This window comes from Streptomyces sp. URMC 127, assembly GCF_051386535.1.
GTDB lineage: Bacteria > Actinomycetota > Actinomycetes > Streptomycetales > Streptomycetaceae > Streptomyces.
Genome location: NZ_JBPQTW010000027.1, coordinates 26,156 through 47,675 on the forward strand (window position 1 = coordinate 26,156; position 21,520 = coordinate 47,675).

The following is a 21,520-nucleotide window of genomic DNA, read 5'->3' on the forward strand; positions in this document are numbered from 1 at the left end:
GGAGTTGTAGGATGACTGGGCAATCGGGTGAATCATCGCGGCCGAGGCCGGGACCGGAGGACGAATGGCACTGCGGGCAGCGGGACGGCAGTCCCTCGTGGACACCGTCGTGGAACAGTTGCGCGCCCAGGTCACGGCCGGCGAGTGGGAGATCGGCAGCCGGATCCCGACCGAGCACGCGCTCGCCGAACAGCTCCAGGTCGGCCGGAACACGGTCCGCGAGGCCGTCCGCGTCCTCGTGCACGCCGGAATGCTGCGCTCCAGGCAGGGCGAGGGCACCTTCGTGGTCTCCATGGCCGACCCGGCCGAGATCATGCGCGGCGTGCAGCGCGCGGGAGTGCGCGACGTGCTGGAGCTGCGCATCGCGCTGGAAGCCGAGGCCGCCCGGCTCGCGGCCCTGCGCCACGAGCCCGCCGACCTGGAGCGGATGCGGGCCGCCCTGGACGCCCAGACGGCCTTCGAGGACTCCGAGGGCCAGCCGGACTCCGGCAGCCTGGAGCTCTACGCCGATCACGACGTCGAGTTCCACCGCGCGGTCGTGGAGGCCGCGCACAACAGCGCGCTGACCGCGACCTACGCCTGGTTCAGCAGCTCCGTCCGCGAGGCGCTGGTCACCGCGCTCGGCGACCGCGACATGCCGCGCATCATCCACGGCGACCACCACGCCCTCATGGAGGCCATCGCCTCCGGCGACCCCGAGGCCGCCGCACGGGCCGCCAGGGCGCTCCTGGAGCGCCCCAAGCAGGCCGTGGAGAACCTCCTCGGCGAGGGCTGACCTCCGTTCACCCTCACCCCCTTACGCACGTCCCTGGAAAGGCACCCCATGTCGGAAACGAGGCCGGACACACTCGACCCCCTGATAGACGCGGAAACGGACCTCGCCCCCGCGCCGCCCGTGGCCGCCGCCCGCCGCACCCTGCGCGCCCACCCGGCGCTCCTCATGACGGGCATCGTCCTCGCCTCGCTCAACATGCGGGCCGCCCTCGCGGGCGTCTCCCCCCTGATGGGCGAGATCAGCGACCACTTCCACCTGGCGGCGGCGGCAGGCAGCCTCGTCACCACGATTCCGCTGATCTTCATGGGCCTGGGCTCGATCGTCGCGCCGAAGCTCGCCCGCCGCTGGGGCACGGAGGCCGTCCTGTGCGGCGCTCTCCTGCTGCTGTGCGGCGGCATCCTGCTGCGCGTCGCTCCCCCGGTCGTGGCCCTGTTCGCCGGCTGCGCGCTCGTCGGCACGGCCATCGCCCTGCTGAACGTCCTGATGCCCGGGCTCGTCAAGCGGGACTTCCCGGACCGTGCCGCGAGCATGACCGCGCTGTACTCGACGACGCTGATCCTCGGCGCCACCGGCTCCGCCGCCCTGTCCGTGCCGCTGGAGGACGCCCTGGGCGGCTGGCGGGGCTCCCTGGCCTCCTGGGCGCTGCTCGCCGCCGTGGCGGCCGTCGTCTGGATCCCGCAGGCCGTCATCGCGCGCCGCGGCACCCGGCACGGCCAGGCGGCCGCCGCCCCCGTGCGGACGGGGCAGGACGGCGCGAAGCTGACCCGCTCGCCGCTCGCCTGGCAGGTCACGCTGATGATGGGCACCCAGTCGCTGGTCGCGTACGTGTGCATCGCCTGGATGCCGACCGTCTTCACCGACCACGGGATGAGCAAGAGCGAGGCCGGCATGGTCTACGCGTTCTACACCCTGGTGCAGATGGCCGGTTCGTTCGTGGTGCCCATGGTGGCCGGGCGGATGCGCGACCAGCGGGCGATCGGCGCCGGTGTTGTCGTCCTCATGGCCGCCGGTGTGACCGGCCTGCTCACCGCCCCCGTGGAGGGCGCATGGGTCTGGGCGACGCTGATGGGCGTGGCGCAGGGCGGTCTGCTGGGCCTCGCCCTGACACTGATGGTGCTGCGCACGCGGGACGCCCACACGGCGTCCCGGCTGTCGGGCATGGCGCAGACGTGGGGCTATCTGCTCGCCTCCGTCGGCCCGTTCGCGATCGGCGCGGTCCATCAGGCGACGGACAGCTGGACGCTTCCGATCGCCCTGCTGCTCGTCGCGTGCGCGGCGCTGCTGCTCCTCGCGATGGGCGCCGGGCGCGATCGGAAGATCTGAGACGTTGGGCGGGCAGGAGGCCTCCCGGGGCCCCTGCCCACCCGTCGTGAGGAGACCGCTGCCCATGCACGCCGCTCACCGCATCACCGTCCCTGCCGAACTCGCCGGATTCCACGAGGATTTCGACGGGGAGGAGGGCCGCTCCTGGGTCGCCGCCCTGCCGGAGCTGGCCGGCCGGTTCCTCGACCGCTGGGGCCTGCGTCTCGACGGTCCGGCCTCGCACGGCATGGTCGCCCTCGTCCTGCCCGTGCGGCGCGAGGACGGCTCCCCGGCAGCGCTCAAGCTCCAGCCCGTCACGGACGAGAGCGTCGGTGAGCCGGCCGCTCTGCGGGCCTGGGGCGGCGATGGTGCGGTCGCGCTCCTGGACCACGACGAGGCGACCGGCACGATGCTGCTGGAGCGGCTGGACGCAAACCGTTCACTCTTGTCCGTACGCGACGCCGAAGCATCCCTGCAGACGCTCTCCGAGCTGCTGGCCCGGCTGCTGACGGCTCCCGTGCCCGCCGGGCTGCGGTCCCTCGCGGATGTCGCCGGGGCCATGCTGGCGGACGTGCCGGCGGCCCTGCCGGAACTGCGGGACGCCGCGGAGCGCCGGCTGGTGGAGACGTGCGCGGAAGCCGTACGGGAGGTCATCGGCGAGCCCGGCCGTCAGCTGCTGCACTGGGACCTCCACTACGACAACGTCCTCGCTCCCGAGCCGGGCTCCGCACGCGAGCCGTGGCTCGCCATCGACCCCAAGCCGCTGATGGGTGACGCCGGTTTCGAACTGCTGCCCGCGCTGCGCGACCGCTGGGACGACATCACCGCGACCGGGGATGTGGAACGGGCCGTGCTGCGGCGATTCGACCTGATGACCGAGGTGCTGGGGCTGGACCGGCAGCGAGCCGCCCGCTGGACGCTGGGCCGGGTGCTGCAGAACGCCCTGTGGGACGTCGAGGACGGCGAGGACGGGCTTGCGCCCGAGCAGGTGGAGATCGCCCGGGCGCTGCAGCGGCACGTCATACGAGGCTGAGGCCCGCCGAACGGGCCCTGCGGAACGGGCCCGGCGGAATGAGGTTCACTCCTCCCCGGCGAGCGTCAGCGAGCGCAGCTTCCGGCCCGCGAACCACGTCGCTGCCGCCGTCACGCCGGCGAGCAGGACGAGGGCCAGCGGCAGCCCCACGTCCGACGTGACGGCGCCGTCCGCGCCGATGCGCTGGGCGAGGGCGAGCGACCACTGCTGGACGCTCAGGGTGCGCGCGCCGGGGACGAGGCTGCCGAAGAGCGACTCCCACACCAGGGCGTAGACCAGGCCGGCCACGACGGCGTGCCGGGTGACGGTGCCCAGCAGCAGGAAGACCGCGCTGTAGGCGATGGAGGCGACGGCCGCCGCGGCGGCATAGGCGACCGCGATCTGCTGGCTGTTGCCGTTGAGGATGAAGCCCGCGAGAAGCGTGGGAACGGCCGAGAAGACGACGGTGACGGCGATGGCGACGATCAGTTTGGTGATGATGATCGTGGGCCGCTTGACCGGCTTGGACAGGAGGTAGACGACCGAGCCGTCGTCGATCTCCGGGCCGATCGCGCCGGTGCCCGCGACGACGCCGATGAGCGGCACCATCGTGGCGAGCGCGAAGCCGCCCAGGACACTGCCCGCCGTGCCGTCGTCCGCGCCGACGAGCACGCGGACGACGACCGAGACGCCGAGCAGCAGGGCGGGCAGCCCGAAGAGGATGAAGGCGCGGCGGCGGCCCAGGAGGCCCCGGTAGGTGAGCCGCGCGACGGTGGCGTTGAACATGGCGCTGGGCTCCTTTCAGGCCGCGACGAGGTAGGAGAAGACCGATTCCAGGGACTCGTCCGAGGGCGAGACCGTGAGGAGCCGGATGCCGTGCTCCCGGGCGACCCGGGGCAGCAGGGCGGTGAAGCGGCCGAAGTCGACGGCCTGGATGCGCAGGGCGCCTTCCTGGACGTCCACTTCGATGCCCGCAGTCGACGGGTCCGCGATCAGGGCGGCGGCCAGGGCGCGGTCGTCGCTGGAGCGGACGAGGTAGCGGTGCGGGCGGTCCGTCATCAGCCGGCGGATCTTGCGGAAGTCGCCGGAGGCGGCGTGCCGGCCGGCGACGACGACCTCGATGTGGGTGGCGAGCTGCTCGACCTCCTCCAGGATGTGCGAGGAGAAGAGCACGGTGCGGCCCTCGGCGCCCATCCTGCGGAGCAGGTCCATCAGCTGCATGCGCTGGCGCGGGTCCATGCCGTTGAAGGGCTCGTCCAGGAGGAGCACGGAGGGCTCGTGGACGAGCGCGGAGGCCATCTTCACGCGCTGGCGCATGCCCTTGCTGTACGTGCTGATCGCGCGGTCCTGGGCGTACTCCATCTCGACGGTGGCGAGCGCTCGCCGGGCCTCGGCCTCGCCCAGCCCGTGCAGTTCGGCGTTGGCGCGGACGAACTCGGCTCCGGTGAGGAAGTCGTACATCGCCTCCCGCTCGGGGACGATGCCGACGTGCCGGTAGATCTGCTCGTTGCGCCAGATGGGGGCGCCGTCGAGGGTGACGGTGCCGGTCGAGGGGGCGAGGAAGCCGCCCATCATGTTGATGAGGGTGGACTTCCCCGCGCCGTTGGGGCCGAGGAGGCCGGTGACGCCCGGGCCGACGGTCATGGAGACGTCGTTCACGGCGACGACGTTGCCGAACCAGCGGGAGACGTTGTCGATGCGGATCGAGGTCACAGCCCGGCCTTTCGGTAGCGGCGCATCAGCAGCCCGTACGAGCCGGCGATCACGGTGAGGAGCACGAGCAGGTAGACGAAGCCCGCGGCGGTGCTGGGACCGTGCCCGTCGGGGAAGGCGGAGCTCGCGGAGAGGAACGCCGTCTGCACGCCGTCGATGAGGGTGATGGGCGAGAAGAGGCCCATCCAGCCGATCGCGTCGACGCTGTCGCGCTGCAGGGCGATGCCCTGGACGGTGCTCACCACGCCGTAGGAGATGGTCAGCACGGCGATGACCGCGGCGACGCCGAAGCCGCGGCGCGGGGTGAGCGCGGCGACCACCAGGCCGATGCCGGCGAAGAGCAGGGAGAGCAGGGCCACGGAGACCAGTCCTTGTGCGAACCCCTTCGTCTGGTCGGCGAAGTCGAGCTTGGCCAGCAGGGCGCCGACGTACAGGATCAGCAGGGGCGTTGCGGTGAGGATGAACAGGGCGGAGACCATCGCGGCGAACTTCGCCGTCACGTAGTCGACGCGCTCGATGGGCCGTGAGAAGTACAGGGGCACGGTCCTGAAGCGCAGGTCGCGCGAGACGGACTGGGGTGCCTGCGCGGCGAGGAAGAGGCCGATGACGACCTGCATGATGATCGCGTAGCGCGTGTACTCCACCGGCAGCTTGCTGAGCTTGGCGGACACCGCGACGGCCACCATGATGGCGGCGGGCAGGCACATCACGCCGAACAGGATCATCGGCAGCACCTTGGACTTCGCCGAGCGGCCGAGGCCGTACGCGCCGCGCAGGCTCTGCGAGAAGAGCGAACGGCGGGCGTAGGAGCGGCCGAGGCGGGCGCCGGAGTAGTTGCGGTAGCCGATGTTGTGGATGACGTCCTGCGCGGGTGCGGAGGCGGTCTCAGGCGGCATGGGTGCTGCCCCTTTCGTGTGCGCTCTGGAAGACCTCCGCGATGCGGTGGCGGCGCTGTTCCATGCGGACGAGGCCGAGCCCGAGGCCGGCGACCGCGTCGCGCACGAGGTCGTAGACGTCGTCGCCGGTGACGTCCACGAGGAGAACGTGGCCGGAGCCGGCCGCCGCGTACTCGGCGGAGCGGCCGGCGGACTGGACGGTGAGGCCCGCCGTGGTGAGCGCGGCGGCGAGGGCCGCCGTGCCGTCCGGGTGGGCGTCGGAGTCGGTGACCTCGATCGCGAGGGAAGCCGTGGCCTGGGTGAAGTCGCTGGTGGAGGAGGAGCGCAGCAGCTTGCCGCCGTCGATGACGACGACGTGGTCGCAGGTGCGCTCCAGCTCGCCGAGCAGGTGTGACGTGACCAGCACCGAGATGCCGAAGTCGGTGTGGATGCGGCGGATCAGGCCGAGCATCTCGTCGCGGCCGACGGGGTCGAGGCCGTTGGTGGGCTCGTCCAGCAGCACCAGCCGGGGGTCGTGGACGAGGGCCTGGGCCAGCTTGACCCGCTGCTTCATGCCCGTCGAATAGCCGCCCATGGGGCGGTACCGCTCCTCGTAGAGGCCGACGTGCCGCAGGGTGTCGGCGGTGCGCTCGCGGGCGGCGGTGACGGGCAGGCCGGACATCCGCGCCATGTGGACGACGAACTCGGTGGCCGACACGTCGGGCGGCAGGCAGTCGTGCTCGGGCATGTAGCCGACGCGCTCGCGGATGGCGGCGCCCTCGGTCGCGACGTCGAGGCCGAGCACGGTGGCGCGGCCCTCGGTCGCGGGGGACAGCCCGAGAAGAATCTTGATCAGCGTGGACTTGCCGGCTCCGTTGGCGCCCACCAGGCCGGTCACGCCCGGCGTGATGTCGACGGACAGCCGGTCAAGAGCGGTCACCCGGGGGAACCGCTTGCTGAGGCTTTCGGTAGCGATCACAGTCACACCTTCGACGGTAGTGGCGCGCGCCACAGCAGACGTCAGACCGGATGACTGCTTCCGTGTACTCCTCAGGTCTGATGCACCCGTAGGGGAATCGGCCCGGAGGGCGGGGCGGGAAGGGCGGCCGGGAGCGACCGGGTAACGAGCGGACCGTTTTCCACAGGCGGTGCACGGCTCTTGACGCAGCCGCCGGTCATTGTCACATTCATCACTGTCAAGTTACGGACGCGTACCGGAACCGGCATACGGGACGGACGGACGAATGGCCATGACCTCAGCGGTGCCCCGGGGATCCGCGCCCCGGGAACGGAACGGCGAGTTGCAGGGCTTCAGGGAGGTCCAGCGCCTGGCGTACGACTGTGCGGAGGCCGTCGCCGCCCAGCTCAGACCCGGTGTCACCGAGCGCGAGGCGGCGCGGATGCAGCGGGAGTGGCTGCACGGGCGCGGCGTGCGGGACTGGTTCCACCTGCCGTTCGCCTGGTTCGGCGACCGCACGGCCTTCGCGGGCTTCCGGGTGCCCCTGCAGTTCTTCCCCACCGGCCGGCAGCTGGAGCCGGGAATGCCCTTCATCCTCGACATGGCACCGGTCCACCGCGGCTTCACGGCCGACATCGGCTACTCCGGCTGCCTCGGCCCCGACCCGCTGCACGACCGCATGCTCGACGACCTGGGCGAGCACCGGGAGCTGGTCCTGCGCGGGGTCCGCGAGCGCCGCTCCCTGCGCGAGATCTACGAGGACGTGGACCGGCTCATGGCCCGCCAGGGTTACGCGAACCGGCACCGCGCCTATCCGTTCGGCGTGATTGCGCACAAGGTGGGCCGCGTTCCGGAGCGCCGCTGGTCACCGCACGTCTTCGGGTTCGGCACCCGGGCCCTCAGGGGGCTCGCCTCGGACGCCCTGCACGGGCACCGCGAGGGCTGGTCCCCCCTGTGGAGTCCCTACCGGTTCTCCGACCACCCGCCCAGGCCCGGTCTGTGGGCGGTCGAGCCGCACCTCGGCTTCCGGGGGACGGGCGTGAAGTTCGAGGAGCTCCTCGTGGTCACCGACTCCCGGGATCCCGAGGAGAGCGCGTTCTGGCTGGACGACGATCTGCCGCATGTGCGGCGCAGGCAGGAGGAGAGGGCCGCATGAGCGAGCACGCCGGGAAGGGCGCCGGGCCGGAGGGCGCGCGCGAGCGCCGGATCCGTACGGGCGGGATCGAGTTGTGCGTGGCCGAGCTGGGCGACGCCTCCCTGCCGACCGTAGTTCTGGTGCACGGCTACCCGGACAGCAAGGAGGTCTGGTCGGAGGTCGCGGAGCGGCTGAGCGACCGCTTCCACGTCGTGCTGTACGACGTGCGCGGCTGCGGCCGGTCCACGGCGCCCAAGCCGCTGCGGGGAGGCTTCACCCTGGAGAAGCTCACCGACGACTTCCTGGCCGTCGCCGACGCGGTGAGCCCGGACGCTCCGGTGCACCTCGTCGGGCACGACTGGGGGTCGGTGCAGGGGTGGGAGTTCGCCACCGTCGCGCGCACCGAGGGGCGCATCGCCTCCTTCACGTCGATCTCCGGCCCCTCCCTCGACCACCTTGCGATGTGGTTCCGCAAGCGGGCCGCCCGTCCCACGCCACGGCGGCTGGCCCAGCTGCTGGGTCAGGGAGCCCGGTCCTGGTACGTGTACCTGCTGCACACCCCCGGGCTGCCGGAGGCGGCCTGGCGCGGCCCGCTGGGCAAACAGTGGCCCAGGATGCTCGCGCGGGCGGAGAAGCTGCCGGTCTCCGGATATCCGACGGAGTCACTGCCGGCGGACGCCGCGCACGGCGCCTGGCTCTATCGCGACAACGTCCTCGCCCGGCTGCGCCGCCCGCGCACCGATGCCTACGCCCACGTGCCCGTCCAGCTCATCACCCCGACCGGGGACGCCTATCTCTCCGAGCGGCTGTACGACGACCTGGAGCAGTGGGCACCCGGCCTGGTGCGCCGCAACCTCGCCGCCAAGCACTGGGTGCCGCGCACCCGGCCCGATCAGGTCGCGGCGTGGATCGCCGAGTTCGCCACGGCCCGGCAGGAAGGGGCGCGGCCGCGCGAGGCGGCGTCCGCCCACCCCTACGCCCGCTGGTTCGCCGGCCGGCTGGTGCTCGTGACGGGCGCGGCCAGCGGCATCGGCAGGGCCACGGCGTTCGCCTTCGCGGAGGCGGGCGCGCGGGTCGTGGCCGTGGACCGCGACCCGGAGGGTGCGGCACGCACGGCCGACATGGCCCGGCTGATCGGCGCCCCCGAGGCCTGGGGCGAGTGCACGGACGTCTCGGACGAGCAGGCGATGGAGAAGCTGGCCGCCAAGGTCGCCGCCGAGTACGGCGTGGTCGACGTGCTGGTCAACAACGCCGGCATCGGCGTCGCCGGGTCCTTCATGGACACCACCGCGGAGGACTGGCGCAGGACCCTCGACGTCAACCTGTGGGGCGTGATCCACGGGTGCCGTCTTTTCGGCAGGCAGATGGCCGAGCGCGGCCAGGGCGGCCACATCGTCAACACCGCCTCCGCGGCCGCCTTCCAGCCCTCCCGGGTCCTCCCCGCCTACAGCACCTCCAAGGCGGCGGTCCTGATGCTCAGCGAGTGCCTGCGCGCGGAGCTGGCCGGGCAGGGGATCGGCGTCTCCGCGATCTGCCCCGGCATCGTCAGCACCCCGATCACCAGTGCCACGCGCTTCGCCGGCGTCTCCGAGGAGGAGCAGCGGCGGCGGCGTGCCGAGGCGAGCCGGGCCTACGGCCGGCGGAACTACCCGCCGGAGAAGGTCGCCGAGGCGGTCCTGCGGGCCGTGGTGCACAACCAGGCGGTCGTGCCCGTCACGCCCGAGGCCCACGGCCTCCGCTTCATGTCCCGCTTCGCACCGTGGGCGCAGCGCGCCCTCGCCCGGATCGAGCCGCCGCTGCCGCGGCCGGCGGAGAAGAAGACGGCGGAGAAGAAGACGGCGGAGGAGAAGACGGCGGAGGAGAAGCAGAAATGACCGACGGCCACCGCGGCGGGTACGTGATAGCTCCGCGCCGCGTCTCCTTCGACTGGGACGCCACGCCGCTGCACTGGATACCGGACGAGCCCACCGCCACGCACGTCATCAACGTCCTGCACCTGCTGCTGCCCGCCGGGGAGCGGTGGTTCGTCAAGGTGTTCAAGGAGGCCCTGCCGCTGGTGCAGGATCCCGTGTTGCTGAGGGACGTCAAGGGGTTCATGGGCCAGGAGGCCACGCACAGCGTGCAGCACGCCTATGTGCTCGGCCACCTGGCCGCCCAGAACCTGGACACCACCCCGTACACCCGCCACGTCGACTACCTCTTCGACGTCCTGCTGGGCGAGAAGCCGCCGTTCGGTCTTCCGGTGACACCGCGAGAGTGGCTGCGCTTCCGCCTCTCGCTGATCGCCGCCATCGAGCAGTTCACAGCCGTCCTGGGCAACTGGGTGCTGGAGGCGGAGGGCCTGGACCGGGCCGGGCCGGACCCGGTGATGCTGGACCTGCTGCGCTGGCACGGCGCCGAGGAGGTCGAACACCGCTCCGTCGCCTTCGACATGTACGAGCACTGCGGCGGCGAGGACCCCGGGCGCTATGCGCGCCGCGTCCTCGGCATGGCCGTCACGGCACCCGTGCTGTTCTACCTCTGGGGCCGGGGCGCCCGCTTCCTGATCCGCAACGACCCCCGGCTCGCGGGACGGATGCGCTACTCGATGCGCGAGCACAACCGGGCCGTGGCCAAAGGTCTGCTGCCGAGCTGGCGCGAGCTGGGCTCGGCCGTCCCGCGCTATCTGCGGCGGTCGTACCATCCCTCGAAGGAGGGGTCGCTGCGCAGGGCCGTGGACTATCTGGCGACCTCACCCGCGGCACGGACCGCGGCGGGCGCGATAGGCCGCGCGGCCCTCTCGTAAGGAGCGACACACTTGACCGAGCAGCCCGGTCCCCCCGGCCGGCGCGGCGACGCCCGCCGTCCCGGCCACGACCGCGAATACCGCATCGAGGACCTCGCCCACCGCAGCGGCGCCACGGTCCGCACGATCCGCGCCTACCAGGACCGGGGGCTGCTCCCCAAGCCGGAGCGGCGCGGGCGCGCCAACGTCTACCGGGACACCCACCTGGCGCGCCTGCACCGGATCGCCGGGCTCCTCGACCGCGGCTACACCCTAGCCAGCATCAAGGAGCTGCTGGACGCGTGGGACACCGGCCGCGGCCTGGGCGGCGTCCTCGGGCTGGTCGCCGAGGTGACCGGGCCGTGGTCGGACGAGGAGGCGGGGCGGATCACCCGCGCGGAGCTCGGCGAGCGCTTCGGCGGCGTCCAGGACGACGACGCCGTCGAGGAGGCGGTGCAGCTCGGCGTCCTCGTGCCCGTGCCGGACTCGCCCGGGGAGTTCCTCGTGCCGAGCCCGCAGGAGCTGGCCGTCGCCGCGGAGCTGCACGCCGCCGGGGTCCCCCTGCCGGCCATCACCGGCCACCTGCGCGAGCTGCGCGCGCAGGTCGAGCACATAGCGGGCCGGTTCCTGGACTTCACCACCGAATACGTCTTCCGGCAGTACCTCGGCCACCCGCCCAGCGACGAGGAGGCCACCGAGGCCGCGGCGCTGGTGCGCCGGCTGCGGCCGCTGGCCCAGCAGACCGTCGACGCCGAACTCGCCCGTGCGATGCGTGCGATGGCCACCCGCCACCTCCGCCGGCACCTGGACGCGGAGGCCGCCGGCGCCGAGGCCGCGGAGGAGGCCGGCCCGGCGGCCGCGCCCGCAGCGCCCCTCCCCCGTTCCGGGACCGTCCGGCTCCCCGAGAGCACCCTCCGGGCCGTGGAGGAGCTCGTCGGGCGGGGGAACGTCGCCGCCTTCGTGGCCGCCGCGGCGGAGCGCGAGGTGCAGGCCCGCACCATGGATGCCCTGGTCACCGAGCCCGGGGCCGGCTGAGCCGGAGTTCGCTCAGCGGTCGGCGAGCCAGTTTCCGTGGAAGCCGTAGGGGACGCGCTGCGGCAGATGGACGGTGGCGACCGGCTCCGCGGCGAGGTCACCGGCGTCGAGTATGACGAGATCGCTGCGGTCGGTGGCGGCGTCGTGGACGTAGGTCAGCAGCCATCCGGGGCCGCCGGGCCGGTCGTCCGCAGGGGCGAACGCCGCCTCGGCCGGGGTCCTGCCGGGCCCGAAGTCATGGCGGGTGACGGACCCCGTCCACAGGTCGTAGCGGAGCAGGGCGCCGTGGTCGAGGGGCCGGCCGGGGAGCGAGGTGCTGGTGACGTGGCCGTACCGGGCGTCGAGGCCGGCGAGCCGGTCGTCCACCCGGGGGAACTCGCAGGGCTCGTCGTCCAGTTGCTCCTCGGTCACCGTCCCCGTCGTCAGGTCGAGCGTCCAGCGCCAGAGGGTGGCGTGGGCGCGGCCGCGGCCCTCGCCGGTGCCGTAGTGCGGATAGCGGGCCACGTACAGCACGATGCTCTCGCCGTCGGCGCGCTGCTCGTCGTGGGCGTTGAGCGAGTGGAAGACGTAGCAGGGGTCGATGGAGAACCAGCGCACTTCACCGTGCGGATCGTCGCGGCGCAGCACGCCCAGGCGGGCCCCGTAGCCGGGGTCCCACGTGTAGGGCATGCCACCGCCGGGCCGCCGCGCGCTGCCGAGGTCGAAGACGACGGGCAGGTCCATGAAGACGACGTGGGACCGGGTGAGGTGGAAGTCGTGCATCATCGTGTGCGCTGCCACGTCGACGGGCCTGCTGACCGTCAGCTCGCCGTGTGCATCGGCCCGGTGGTAGGTGAGGAAGGGCGCGGAGAGGCCTCCGTAGCCGAAGAAGTGCAGCTCTCCGGTCTCCGGGCAGGTCTTGGGGTGGGCGGTCATCGGCGTGGTGAGCCGGCCGCCGAAGTCGTGGGGGCCGACGGTCTCGAGCTCGCGCCCGGGACGCAGGTCCAGCTCGTACGGGTAGGAGGACTCGACCAGGGCGAGGGTGCGGCCGGCGTGCCGCACCACGTGGGTGTTGGCGGCTCCGGCGGTCAGGTCGCGCCTGCCCTGCTCGTCGTAGACACGGGCGCCGTCGGTGAAGGTGGCGGTGCGCACCCAGCGGTTGCGGTAGGCGGTGGCCCGGCCGCCTTCGAGACGCACTCCGTGGACCATGCCGTCGCCGAAGAACCAGTGGGGGGAGGCGGCGTCCTGCGGGTTGGGGCCGTTGCGCAGATACCAGCCGGTGAGCTCCGGCGGGATCGCTCCCGTGACCGGGAGGTCGTGTGCAGTGAGCTCCTCCGTCACGGGGGCGAAGTTGCCGGCGAGGTGGGCGGGCGGGGCCGTCGTCATGGCGCGGGGTCTCCTCTGCGGTGGCTGGGGTGCTGCGGATAACGCGGGGCCTGACGGCCCTGGAGGTGGTGGGGTTCTGAGGCTGCGAGGGTGTGGAGGCGGTCGGCGAGGCCGGCCGGGCTTACCGGGCCGCCTGCATGTGGCGGGCGCGGACGCGTTCGGGATAGCGGGCGGTGAAGACGGCGGGCAGGACGAAGCCCGCGACCTGGACCGGTATGGACGCCCCGCTGCCCAGGTCCTGGGCGCTCACCGCCGCCAGCAGGGCTGCGGTCAGGGTGAAGGAGGCGGCCCAGACGGACGTGATCACGACGTTGATGCGGCGGAAGACCGGGGTGTGCCACACCTCGGGGGGCGCCTGCCGCTTGGCGATGCCGGTCGTGAACGGGCGGCCGGCGGCCACCGTGGCCCAGGCGGTGAGCGCGAGCCAGCCGAGGGACATGGCCCCGCCGTAGTGCTGCAGCTCGCTGTGCGGCAGGGCGAAGGCGAGGGCCGTGAGCGCGACGAAGTAGCAGACCGTGCTGGACTCCAGGATCAGCGACTCCCCCGCGACCCCGGACTTGTAGTCCTTGATCAGCAGGCCGATGCCGGTGACGAGCCCGGCGACCGCGCTCCACTGCCAGCCGGCGGGGGAGAGGACAGCGAAAGCGATCCACGGGATGAAGCCGCGCACGTAATTCATCGAAGGTCTCCTCGGGCGGGTGCCGGCCGACCCGCCGACATTCCAACTCTGACATGTCAAAGCTAGAAGGTCGGCCCGCGACATGTCAACTGTGGAAGGTAGGCTGGGTCGCATGAGCCTGAGACACGCGATGCTGGGCCTGCTCGCCGACCGGCCGGCCAGTGGGTACGACCTGATGAAGCGCTTCGAGACCTCGCTCAGCAACGTCTGGCCGGCAACGCAGAGCCAGGTCTACGGCGAGCTGGGCAAGCTCACAAAGGCCGGCCTGCTGGAGGTCGCGGCGGAAGGTCCCCGCGGCCGCAAGGAGTACGCGATCACGGACGAGGGCCGCGCCGAGCTGCGCCGCTGGCTCACCGAAACGAAGCCCGACCCGGTGCGGCGCAGCGACGTCCTGCTGCGCGTCTTCTTCCTCAACCACCTCACGCCCGTAGAGGCCACCGCCTACCTCATGGGCGAGGCGGAGCGCGCCGCGGGCCAGCACAGGGTCCTGGAGGAGGTGGAGCGGAACGTCGACTGGGGCGACGACCCGCTGTCCGTGAACGGCCGGCTGGCCCTCGAGTACGGCCTGCGCTTCATGACCATGCGCGAGGAGTGGGCCCGCTGGGCGGTCGAGGAACTACGCAAGAGCCGGGAGCGGTGATGGACGCCCGGCGCGCGACGCGCATCTCCAAGCACCTGGCCCGGCACCTGCGGCACGAGCCGGACCGGATCGGCATCACCCTGGACGCCCAGGGCTGGACGTCCGTCGGTGCCCTGCTGGAGGCGAGCGCCGCCCACGGCCTGCCCTTCAGCCGGGCAGAGCTGGAAGAGGTCGTCGCTTCGAACGACAAGCAGCGCTACACCCTCGACGGCGAGCGCATCCGGGCCAACCAGGGTCATTCCGTGCCGGTCGATCTCGGGCTGCCGGCCGCCGAACCGCCCGCGGTGCTCTTCCACGGCACGGTGGCCCGCTCCGTCGCGGCCATCCGGGCCGAGGGCCTGCGCCCCATGGCCCGGCACGCCGTGCACCTGTCCGCCGACCGGGAGACGGCGATGCGGGTGGGTGCCCGCCGCGGCAAGCCGGTGGTGCTGACCGTGGACGCGTACGGGATGCACCGGGCGGGCCACGTCTTCCGCGTGAGCGAGAACGGGGTGTGGCTCGTCGAGAGTGTGCCGGCCGCATTCCTGCAGTTCCCCGGCTGAGCCCCCGCCGCGGCCCACTGCCGGGCGGCGGGCGTCGCGAGCCGCCCGGCACCGCCGGCGCGGGGTGTGCCGACGCCGCTCACAGGCCGGGCGCGCCCCACACGGGGAACCAGCGGGCCAGGTCGTCCTCGATCCGCAGGTCGTCCGTGAGCAGCGCCCGCACCTGCAGTTCCAGGCCGTTGTCCCGCTTCTCCCCCGTGCCCGCCACGGGCGCGAAGGGGTAGAAGGTGCCGCGCTTGTAGAGGTAGACGAGCGCCAGCGAGCGCCCGTCCGCACCGCGGAAGCCCATCAGGGAGCAGAGCAGCTGCGGTCCGAAACCGCCGTCCTGCAGGAGGGTGTTGACCGCGTGCAGGTCGTTGACCAGTGCGGCCGTGTCCTCGGGCGGCTGCCGTGCGAGCAGCCATGTGTAGCCGTACGCATCCTGGCTGAACTCGACGGGCACTCCCCCGCGCTCGGTGTCCGCGTCCAGCAGGGCGCGTACGTCCTGCTGGAGCTGCGCGAAGGCCCCGCCCTCCACGCTGGCGAAGCAGACGGAGCCCAGCCCGGTCGGGGCGAAGCCGGCACCCGCCTGAAGGGTGACCGCGGCGGACGGCAGGGCGAAGAGCTGGTCGAGGTCAGGGCGGACCGGCTTGCTGCGGCCGAGGATGACGTCCAGGAATCCCACGGGCACGCGCTCCTTCCGGGCGTGACGGGCACTGACGGGCACTGACGGGCGAACGACGGCCGGGTGCGCAGCCGCGGCTGTGGCGAGTGACAGCAGCGGCTGCGATCGAGGGCCGCAGCGGCCGTCACGGGCGCCCCAGCCGGGCAGAGATCCGGCCGAGCTGCTCCAGCCGCTGCTCCAGCGTCGGGTGGGAGGACAGCAGGCGGCTGAAGCTCTCCTTGGAGAAGGCGGGCGCGAAGTAGAAGGCGTTGAACGGCTCGGCCTGCCGGAGGTCGCGGGTGGGGATCCGGGCCATCTCGCCGGTGACCTTGGTCAGGGCGGCCGCCAGCGCGGACGGCCGTCCGGTCAGCAGGGCGCCCGCGCGGTCGGCGGACAGCTCCCGGTAGCGCGACAGCAGCCGGGTGAGCAGGAAGCTGATGGCGTAGACGACAGCGCTGATCAGCGGGATCAGCACGACCAGGACGGCCGTGTTGCTGTCGCGCCCGCCCATGCGGCGGAAGCCGCCCCACAGGCCGATGCGTGTGATGACCCCGGCCAGCACGCCCAGGAAGGAGGCGATGGTCATGACGGCCACGTCGCGGTGGGCCACGTGGGAGAGCTCGTGGGCGAGCACGCCCTCCAGTTCCTCGGGCTCCAGCCTGCGCAGCAGTCCCGTGGTCGCGCAGACCAGGGCGTTCTTGCGGTTCCGCCCGGTGGCGAAGGCGTTCGGCACGTCGCTGTCGGCGATCGCCACGCGCGGCTTGGGCATGTCCGCCAGGGCGCACAGGCGGTCGACCGCGCCGTGCAGCTCGGGCGCCTGCTCGGGGGTGACCTCGCGTGCCCCCATGCTGAAGGCGGCGATCCGGTCGCTGAACCAGAACTGCGCGACGAACATGCCGCCCGCGACGAGCAGGACGAGCGGCCAGGCGCCGCGCAGCAGCGCGAGGAGCACCCCCACGAAGACCACGTAGAGCAGCCCGATGAAGAACATCGTGCTCACCATGCGGGTGGTCAGCCCGCGGTCCGGGGCGAATCGGGTGCTCTTCGAGGCGTGCATGGCATGACCTCCCGGGGCCGGCTCTCCGGGAAAACGCGTCCCCGGCGATGCCTATGCCCCGATTCTCCCTCTTCACCGATCGCGCGGGGAGCCCGCGGGACGGGTCAGCGGGAGAGCTGCGCGAGCCCGTCCGTGGCGATCTTCTCGAAGACCGAGACATCGGCGGCGAAGACGGAGCCGGCGATGGGCCAGTGCACGACGATCTCGTCGATGCCGAGCTCGGCGTGCGAACCGGCGAAGTCGACGAAGGCGTCCAGGGAGTCCAGCGGGCGGTCCGGGCTGAAGCCCGTCAGCATCGTCTTCCCCAGCTCCGAGACGTCCCTGCCCAGCTCCGCACAGGCCGCGCCCAGCCGCTCGATCTGGCCCGCCACGGCCGCGCGGGACTGCTCCGGCGTGCCGGTCTCGAACAGCTTCGGGTCGCCCGTGGTCACCCACGCCTGCCCGTACCGGGCGGCCAGCCTCATGCCGCGCGGGCCGGTGGCCGCCACCGCGAAGGGCAGCCGGGGGCGCTGCACGCAGCCGGGGATGTTGCGCACCTCGAAGGCGGAGTAGTGCTCGCCCTCGTGCGTGACGGCGTCCTGGGTGAGCAGGCGGTCCAGCAGCGGCACGAACTCGCCGAAGCGGTCGGCCCGCTCCCGCGGCGTCCACGGATCCTGGCCGCTCTTGAGCAGCGCGGTGGCGTCGAAACCGGAACCGCCGGCCCCGATGCCGAGCGTGATGCGCCCGCCCGAGATGTCGTCCAGGGAGATGAGCTCCTTGGCGAGCGTGACCGGGTGCCGGAAGTTGGGCGAGGTGACGAGCGTGCCCAGGCGCATACGGGTCGTGGCCGTCGCGGCCGCCGTCAGCGTGGGGATCGCGCCGAACCAGGGCCCGTCCCGGAAGGTCCGCCAGGACAGGTGGTCGTAGGTGTAGGCGGTGTGGAAGCCCAGTTCCTCCGCACGCTGCCAGGCGGCCCGGCCGCCCTCGGACCAGCGGCGGTCGGGAAGGATCACGGTGCTCAGTCGCATGGCTCCGAGCCTAGGCCGTGGGACCGGCGGACCTTCCGTGACAACGGACACACCCGGCTTGAACGCGTGGGTGAACACCTACGCGGTCCGGCGCACACCTGTGCGCCGCATATGCCCGTGGCCCACAATGGAATCCGTGACTTCAGCTATCGAGCAGCCCGGCACCTCCGCCGCGGAGCGGACCGTCCCCGTGCCCCGCCTGATCGCCACCGACCTGGACGGCACGCTGCTGCGGGACGACAAGACGGTCTCCGAGCGCACGGTGGCGGCCCTCGCCGCGGCCGAGGCGGCGGGCATCGAGGTCTTCTTCGTCACCGGCCGCCCGGCCCGCTGGATGGACGTCGTCCATGACCACGTGCACGGTCACGGTCTGGCGATATGCGCCAACGGCGCCGCGGTCGTCGACCTGCGCGACGGCGCCCGCTTCGTCGACGTCCGCCCCCTGGAGCGCGCCGACGCCCTCGCTATCGTGCACGCCGTCCGCGACGCCGCCCCGGGCACCTCGTTCGCCGTGGAACGCACCGCCGGCTTCCACTACGAGCCCGCCTACCCGCCGTTCTTCCTCGACCCGGACGCCGTCGTCGCCCCCGCGGAGAAGCTCCTCGCCGAGGACAGCGGCTACACCGAGCCGATCCTCAAGCTGCTGGCCAACCACCCGGAGCTCGGCCCGGACGAGTTCCTTACGATCGCCCGCGCCGCGGCCGGCGATCACGGTTCCTTCACCCGGTCCAGCCCGACGGCCCTCCTGGAGATCAGCGGCCCGGGCGTCAGCAAGGCCAGCACCCTGGCGCGCTGCTGCGCGGAGCGCGGGATCTCCCCCGAGGAGGTCGTGGCCTTCGGGGACATGCCCAACGACCTGGACATGCTCGGCTGGGCGGGCACCGCGTACGCCATGGCGAACGCCCACCCCGACGTGCTGGCGGCCACCGCGCACCGCACAGCGGCCAATACCGAGGACGGCGTCGCCGTCGTCATCGAGCAGATCCTGGCAGCCCGGTCCGCGCAGGAACTCCCCTAGCGCGCCGGCGCCGGCCGGGACGGCCTACAGCCGTACCCCGCGCTCGTTCAGCCACGGCACCGGATCGACCGCCGACCCGAACTCGGGCGACGTGCGGATCTCGAAGTGCAGGTGCGGCCCCGTGGAGTTGCCGGTCGTCCCCGACAGCCCGATCCACTGGCCGGCACGCACCTGCTGCCCGGGGGAGACGAACCTGGCCGCCAGGTGCGCGTACTGCGAGTACCAGCCGTCGTCGTGCTGCACGACCAGGCTGATACCGAAAGCGCCTCCGCAGCCGGTCGCGACCACCGTGCCCGCACCGATCGACCGGACAGGCGTGCCGGACGGCACGGCGAAGTCCTGACCGCTGTGCGTGCTCGCCCAGTTGGCGCCCACGCCGCCGAAGCCGGCGGTCAGCTGGTACGAGGTCACCGGGCGCGTCCAGCGCCCGTTCGCCTGCGCCACGGCCTGGTCCTTGCCCGTACCGCCGGCGGCCGCACGGCCGAGCGGGAAGGGGGCGCAGTGGCCGCTGTCGATCGCCGCCTGCGCCATCGTGTTGAGCTCCGACCGGGCGGCCGTCAGGCGGGCCTCCGCGGTCCGCACGTGCGCCTGCAGCCGCTCGCCGGCCTCTTCGTCGCCGGCCCTGAGGGCGGCCAGCTCCTCCTTCTCCGCGACCAGGCTCCGGCTCTTGCGGTTCTCCTCGTCCAGCATCCGCGCCAGCCGGGCGCGGCGGCGCACGTCGGGCAGTTGCAGCGCCATCAGCTCGAAGGGGTCCTCGGCCTCCGACTCGTCCGCGGGGACGGTGGTGAACCCGCTCGTGCGGTACTGCGCCCGGGCGGCCGACCCCAGATCCTCGCGCAACGTGTCCGAGACGGCCCGCCGGCCCTGCAGCCGGCGGCCTATTTCCCGGGCACGCGCCTGGTGCGCCCTGGCCGTGTGCTGCGCCTCCTCGTACCGGTGCCGCGCCTCCTCGGCCTCCTCGGTCAGCCGGAGCACCTCGGAGGTGACCCGGCTCGCGCGCTCCGCCGGGCGCGCGGCTTCCGGCTGTCCGGAGCGGAGTGACGGAAATCCGAGCGCGCACACGCTGCACAGCACGCACAGGACGGCGAGGACCACGGCGCCGGCCTTCGGCAGCAGGCGCGGCCCGCGTATCGGAAGGCACAGGCGTCGCATGGACGCGATCTTGTCGCGTGTCCCGGGCGGGCGCGCCCGCTGAGGTCCGTTCGGTGGACCCGCTGCGGCCGGACGGGCGACCGGGCCCCTGCCGGGGCGCTCTACAGAGGCGCTTCCCACACCACGCGGGTGCCGCCCCCGTCCTCTCCGAGGCCCGGCCCGTACGAACTGGAGCCGCCCAGCGACTCGGCGCGCTTGGCGAGGTTGCGCAGCCCGCTGCGCCGCCCGCCCTCCGGGATGCCGACCCCGTCGTCCGCGACGGTCAGCCGCACCGCCGGTCTGCCGTCCGGAAGGGAGACCGTGGCGTCGACGACCACCTCCATCCGGGACGCGTGAGCGTGCCGGAAGGCGTTGGAGAGGGCTTCGCGCAGCGCCGCGATGAGGTTCTTCCCGGTGAGCTCCCCGACCTTGGCGTCGACGGGCCCGACGAAGCTCGCGGAGGGCTGGAAGCCCAGCGGAACGGCCGCCGTCCCCAGCTCGCGCAGGACGCGCGTACGGAGCCCCGCGGGCGCCTCGGCGGGCCCCTGCTGCAGGGCGAAGATGGCCGTACGGATCTCCTGGATGGTCACGTCCAGCTCGTCGACGGCCTGCCCGACCTTCAGCTTCACGTCGGGCACTACGGCGTTGCGCTGGGCGCTCTCCAGCATCAGCCCGGTGGCGAACAGCCGCTGGATGACGAGGTCGTGGAGGTCGCGGGCGATCCGGTCGCGGTCCTCGTAGACGGCCAGCCGCTCGCGGTCGCGCTGCGCCTCGGCCATGACGAGCGCGAGGGCGGCCTGGGCGGCGAACTGGGCGGCGAGCGTGCGCTCGGCGGGGGTGAACCCGCGGGCGCCGCGCGCCCGCGGCGTCGCGAGCGTCCCCAGCACCCGGTCGCCGCTCTTGAGCGGCAGCAGCATGCTCGGCCCGAAGCGGGGCGCCACCTCGGTGATCATGCGCGGGTCGGTGGCGGAGTCGTCGATGAAGACCGGTTCGCCGGCGAGCAGGTGCGAGACGACGGGGCTGTGGGGCGGTATCACGGTGCCCAGCAGCCCGGAGGGGTCGTCGGCGGAGACGGCCACCATCTCCAGCCCGCCGTCGCCGTCCGGCAGCAGCACGATGCCCGCGGCCGAGTCCGCGAGGCGGCGCGCCTGCTCGGCGACGACCGACAGGGCGTCCTCGGCGTCACCGCGCGACAGCAGGGCCGTCGTGACGGCCACCGACCCGTCGATCCAGCGCATGCGCTGGCGCTCCTCGTCGTGCACGCGCGCGTTGCCGATCGCGATGCCGGCCTCCGTCGCCAGGATCTTCACCATGTTCAGGTCGGCGAGGCTGAACTCGCCGCCGCCCCGTTTCTCGGTGAGGTAGAGGTTGCCGAAGATCTCGGCCCCCACGCGGATGGGCACGCCCAGGAAGGTCCGCATCGGCGGGTGCCCGGGCGGGAAGCCGGCCGAGCGCGGGTCCGACGAGAGGTCGGTGAGCATCACGGGGGCGGGCTGGTGGATGAGCGCCCCGAGCAGCCCGTGGTGCCCGTCGGGGAGCGCCCCGATGCGCTCGTGCTGCTCCCGCGTCACGCCGTACGTGATGAAGTCGGCCAGGCCCTCGCCCGTGGAGTCGATGACGCCGATGGCGGCGTAGCGGGCGTCGGCGAGCTCCGCGGCGGTCCTCGTGATGCGGTCGAGGGTGGTGTGCAGCTCCAGGCCGGTGCCGACCGAGCGCATGGCCTCCAGCAGCTGCGGGATGCGCGCGGTGAGCTCCGTGGACATGCCCTGGAGGCTGCGGGTGGCCTCCGTGGCGATGGCCAGGGGGTCCATCGGGCCCGGCCCGCTCCTGGAGCCGCCGGCCCGTCCGGGGCCGGTGTCCCGCGGGCGG

General features: G+C 72.9%; 21 protein-coding genes. 10 read left to right on the plus strand and 11 right to left on the minus strand.

Features of this window, described 5'->3' with window-relative positions:
• The first annotated feature begins 64 nt into the window (after window positions 1-64).
• The 3 genes from ACSNOH_RS09445 (at window position 65) to ACSNOH_RS09455 (ending at window position 3,110) form a co-directional block, all read left to right on the plus strand.
• Complete coding sequence (locus ACSNOH_RS09445; protein WP_436720791.1) at window positions 65-775, plus strand: FadR/GntR family transcriptional regulator; 711 nt, start codon at window positions 65-67, stop codon at window positions 773-775.
• 48 nt (window positions 776-823) lie between these two features.
• On the plus strand, window positions 824-2,098 hold the full coding sequence (locus tag ACSNOH_RS09450) for a CynX/NimT family MFS transporter (protein WP_436720792.1): 1,275 nt from the start codon (window positions 824-826) through the stop codon (window positions 2,096-2,098).
• Window positions 2,099-2,162: 64 nt separating this feature from the next.
• A complete protein-coding gene (locus ACSNOH_RS09455; RefSeq protein ID WP_436720793.1) occupies window positions 2,163-3,110 on the plus strand; it encodes an aminoglycoside phosphotransferase family protein in 948 nt (315 codons plus the stop codon).
• A gap of 45 nt (window positions 3,111-3,155) precedes the next feature.
• Here the strand turns inward: ACSNOH_RS09455 and ACSNOH_RS09460 are convergent, their stop codons facing one another.
• From ACSNOH_RS09460 to ACSNOH_RS09475, 4 genes are read right to left on the minus strand one after another with little or no spacing between them, the layout of a single operon-like run.
• Window positions 3,156-3,875 carry an ABC transporter permease subunit gene (locus ACSNOH_RS09460; RefSeq protein WP_436720794.1) on the minus strand — a complete coding sequence of 240 codons (720 nt, stop codon included), beginning with the start codon at window positions 3,873-3,875 and terminating at the stop codon, window positions 3,156-3,158.
• 15 nt (window positions 3,876-3,890) lie between these two features.
• Entirely contained in the window at window positions 3,891-4,802 is a 912-nt protein-coding gene (locus ACSNOH_RS09465; RefSeq protein WP_436720795.1) for an ABC transporter ATP-binding protein, read from the minus strand.
• Window positions 4,799-5,698, minus strand: a complete 900-nt coding sequence (locus ACSNOH_RS09470; protein ID WP_436720796.1) for an ABC transporter permease subunit — start codon at window positions 5,696-5,698, stop codon at window positions 4,799-4,801. Before ACSNOH_RS09470 ends, ACSNOH_RS09465 begins: the two co-directional genes overlap by 4 nt.
• On the minus strand, window positions 5,688-6,689 hold the full coding sequence (locus ACSNOH_RS09475) for an ABC transporter ATP-binding protein (protein ID WP_436720797.1): 1,002 nt from the start codon (window positions 6,687-6,689) through the stop codon (window positions 5,688-5,690). Before ACSNOH_RS09475 ends, ACSNOH_RS09470 begins: the two co-directional genes overlap by 11 nt.
• Window positions 6,690-6,927: 238 nt before the next feature.
• Between ACSNOH_RS09475 and ACSNOH_RS09480 the strand changes: the two genes are divergently transcribed.
• The 4 genes from ACSNOH_RS09480 (at window position 6,928) to ACSNOH_RS09495 (ending at window position 11,569) form a co-directional block, all read left to right on the plus strand.
• Entirely contained in the window at window positions 6,928-7,791 is an 864-nt protein-coding gene (locus tag ACSNOH_RS09480; protein ID WP_436720813.1) for a M24 family metallopeptidase, read from the plus strand.
• On the plus strand, window positions 7,788-9,644 hold the full coding sequence (locus tag ACSNOH_RS09485) for an SDR family oxidoreductase (protein WP_436720798.1): 1,857 nt from the start codon (window positions 7,788-7,790) through the stop codon (window positions 9,642-9,644). Before ACSNOH_RS09480 ends, ACSNOH_RS09485 begins: the two co-directional genes overlap by 4 nt.
• Entirely contained in the window at window positions 9,641-10,555 is a 915-nt protein-coding gene (locus ACSNOH_RS09490; RefSeq protein WP_436720799.1) for a metal-dependent hydrolase, read from the plus strand. The genes ACSNOH_RS09485 and ACSNOH_RS09490 overlap by 4 nt, the downstream gene beginning before the upstream one ends.
• 84 nt (window positions 10,556-10,639) lie before the next feature.
• Window positions 10,640-11,569, plus strand: a complete 930-nt coding sequence (locus tag ACSNOH_RS09495; protein WP_436720814.1) for a MerR family transcriptional regulator — start codon at window positions 10,640-10,642, stop codon at window positions 11,567-11,569.
• Between the two features lie 12 nt (window positions 11,570-11,581).
• Here the strand turns inward: ACSNOH_RS09495 and ACSNOH_RS09500 are convergent, their stop codons facing one another.
• Both ACSNOH_RS09500 and ACSNOH_RS09505 read right to left on the minus strand, forming a co-directional pair.
• Window positions 11,582-12,934 carry a carotenoid oxygenase family protein gene (locus ACSNOH_RS09500; protein WP_436720800.1) on the minus strand — a complete coding sequence of 451 codons (1,353 nt, stop codon included), beginning with the start codon at window positions 12,932-12,934 and terminating at the stop codon, window positions 11,582-11,584.
• Between the two features lie 121 nt (window positions 12,935-13,055).
• A complete protein-coding gene (locus ACSNOH_RS09505) occupies window positions 13,056-13,613 on the minus strand; it encodes a hypothetical protein (RefSeq protein WP_436720801.1) in 558 nt (185 codons plus the stop codon).
• A gap of 112 nt (window positions 13,614-13,725) precedes the next feature.
• Between ACSNOH_RS09505 and ACSNOH_RS09510 the strand changes: the two genes are divergently transcribed.
• Both ACSNOH_RS09510 and ACSNOH_RS09515 read left to right on the plus strand, forming a co-directional pair.
• Complete coding sequence (locus ACSNOH_RS09510) at window positions 13,726-14,253, plus strand: PadR family transcriptional regulator (RefSeq protein ID WP_436720802.1); 528 nt, start codon at window positions 13,726-13,728, stop codon at window positions 14,251-14,253.
• The gene (locus ACSNOH_RS09515; protein ID WP_436720803.1) at window positions 14,253-14,795 is read left to right on the plus strand and encodes an RNA 2'-phosphotransferase; all 543 of its coding nucleotides are present in this window, start codon (window positions 14,253-14,255) and stop codon (window positions 14,793-14,795) included. The genes ACSNOH_RS09510 and ACSNOH_RS09515 overlap by 1 nt, the downstream gene beginning before the upstream one ends.
• 79 nt (window positions 14,796-14,874) lie before the next feature.
• Here ACSNOH_RS09515 and pspAB read toward each other — a convergent pair whose 3' ends face one another.
• From pspAB to ACSNOH_RS09530, 3 genes are all read right to left on the minus strand, one after another.
• Window positions 14,875-15,459 (minus strand): PspA-associated protein PspAB, encoded by a 585-nt coding sequence (pspAB, locus tag ACSNOH_RS09520; RefSeq protein ID WP_436720804.1) that lies wholly within the window; start codon window positions 15,457-15,459, stop codon window positions 14,875-14,877.
• A 124-nt stretch (window positions 15,460-15,583) separates the two neighbouring features.
• Window positions 15,584-16,495 (minus strand): zinc metalloprotease HtpX, encoded by a 912-nt coding sequence (gene htpX / locus ACSNOH_RS09525; protein ID WP_436720805.1) that lies wholly within the window; start codon window positions 16,493-16,495, stop codon window positions 15,584-15,586.
• Between the two features lie 104 nt (window positions 16,496-16,599).
• A complete protein-coding gene (locus ACSNOH_RS09530; protein WP_436720806.1) occupies window positions 16,600-17,502 on the minus strand; it encodes an LLM class flavin-dependent oxidoreductase in 903 nt (300 codons plus the stop codon).
• Window positions 17,503-17,629: 127 nt separating this feature from the next.
• Between ACSNOH_RS09530 and ACSNOH_RS09535 the strand changes: the two genes are divergently transcribed.
• On the plus strand, window positions 17,630-18,520 hold the full coding sequence (locus ACSNOH_RS09535; RefSeq protein WP_436720807.1) for a Cof-type HAD-IIB family hydrolase: 891 nt from the start codon (window positions 17,630-17,632) through the stop codon (window positions 18,518-18,520).
• Window positions 18,521-18,544: 24 nt separating this feature from the next.
• On the opposite strand, the gene ACSNOH_RS09540 is transcribed toward ACSNOH_RS09535, so the two are convergent.
• Both ACSNOH_RS09540 and ACSNOH_RS09545 read right to left on the minus strand, forming a co-directional pair.
• Entirely contained in the window at window positions 18,545-19,672 is a 1,128-nt protein-coding gene (locus ACSNOH_RS09540) for a peptidoglycan DD-metalloendopeptidase family protein (protein WP_436720808.1), read from the minus strand.
• 101 nt (window positions 19,673-19,773) lie between these two features.
• Window positions 19,774-21,462, minus strand: coding sequence for a sensor histidine kinase (locus ACSNOH_RS09545; protein ID WP_436720815.1), 1,689 nt, complete (start codon window positions 21,460-21,462; stop codon window positions 19,774-19,776).
• Window positions 21,463-21,520 lie beyond the last annotated feature (58 nt).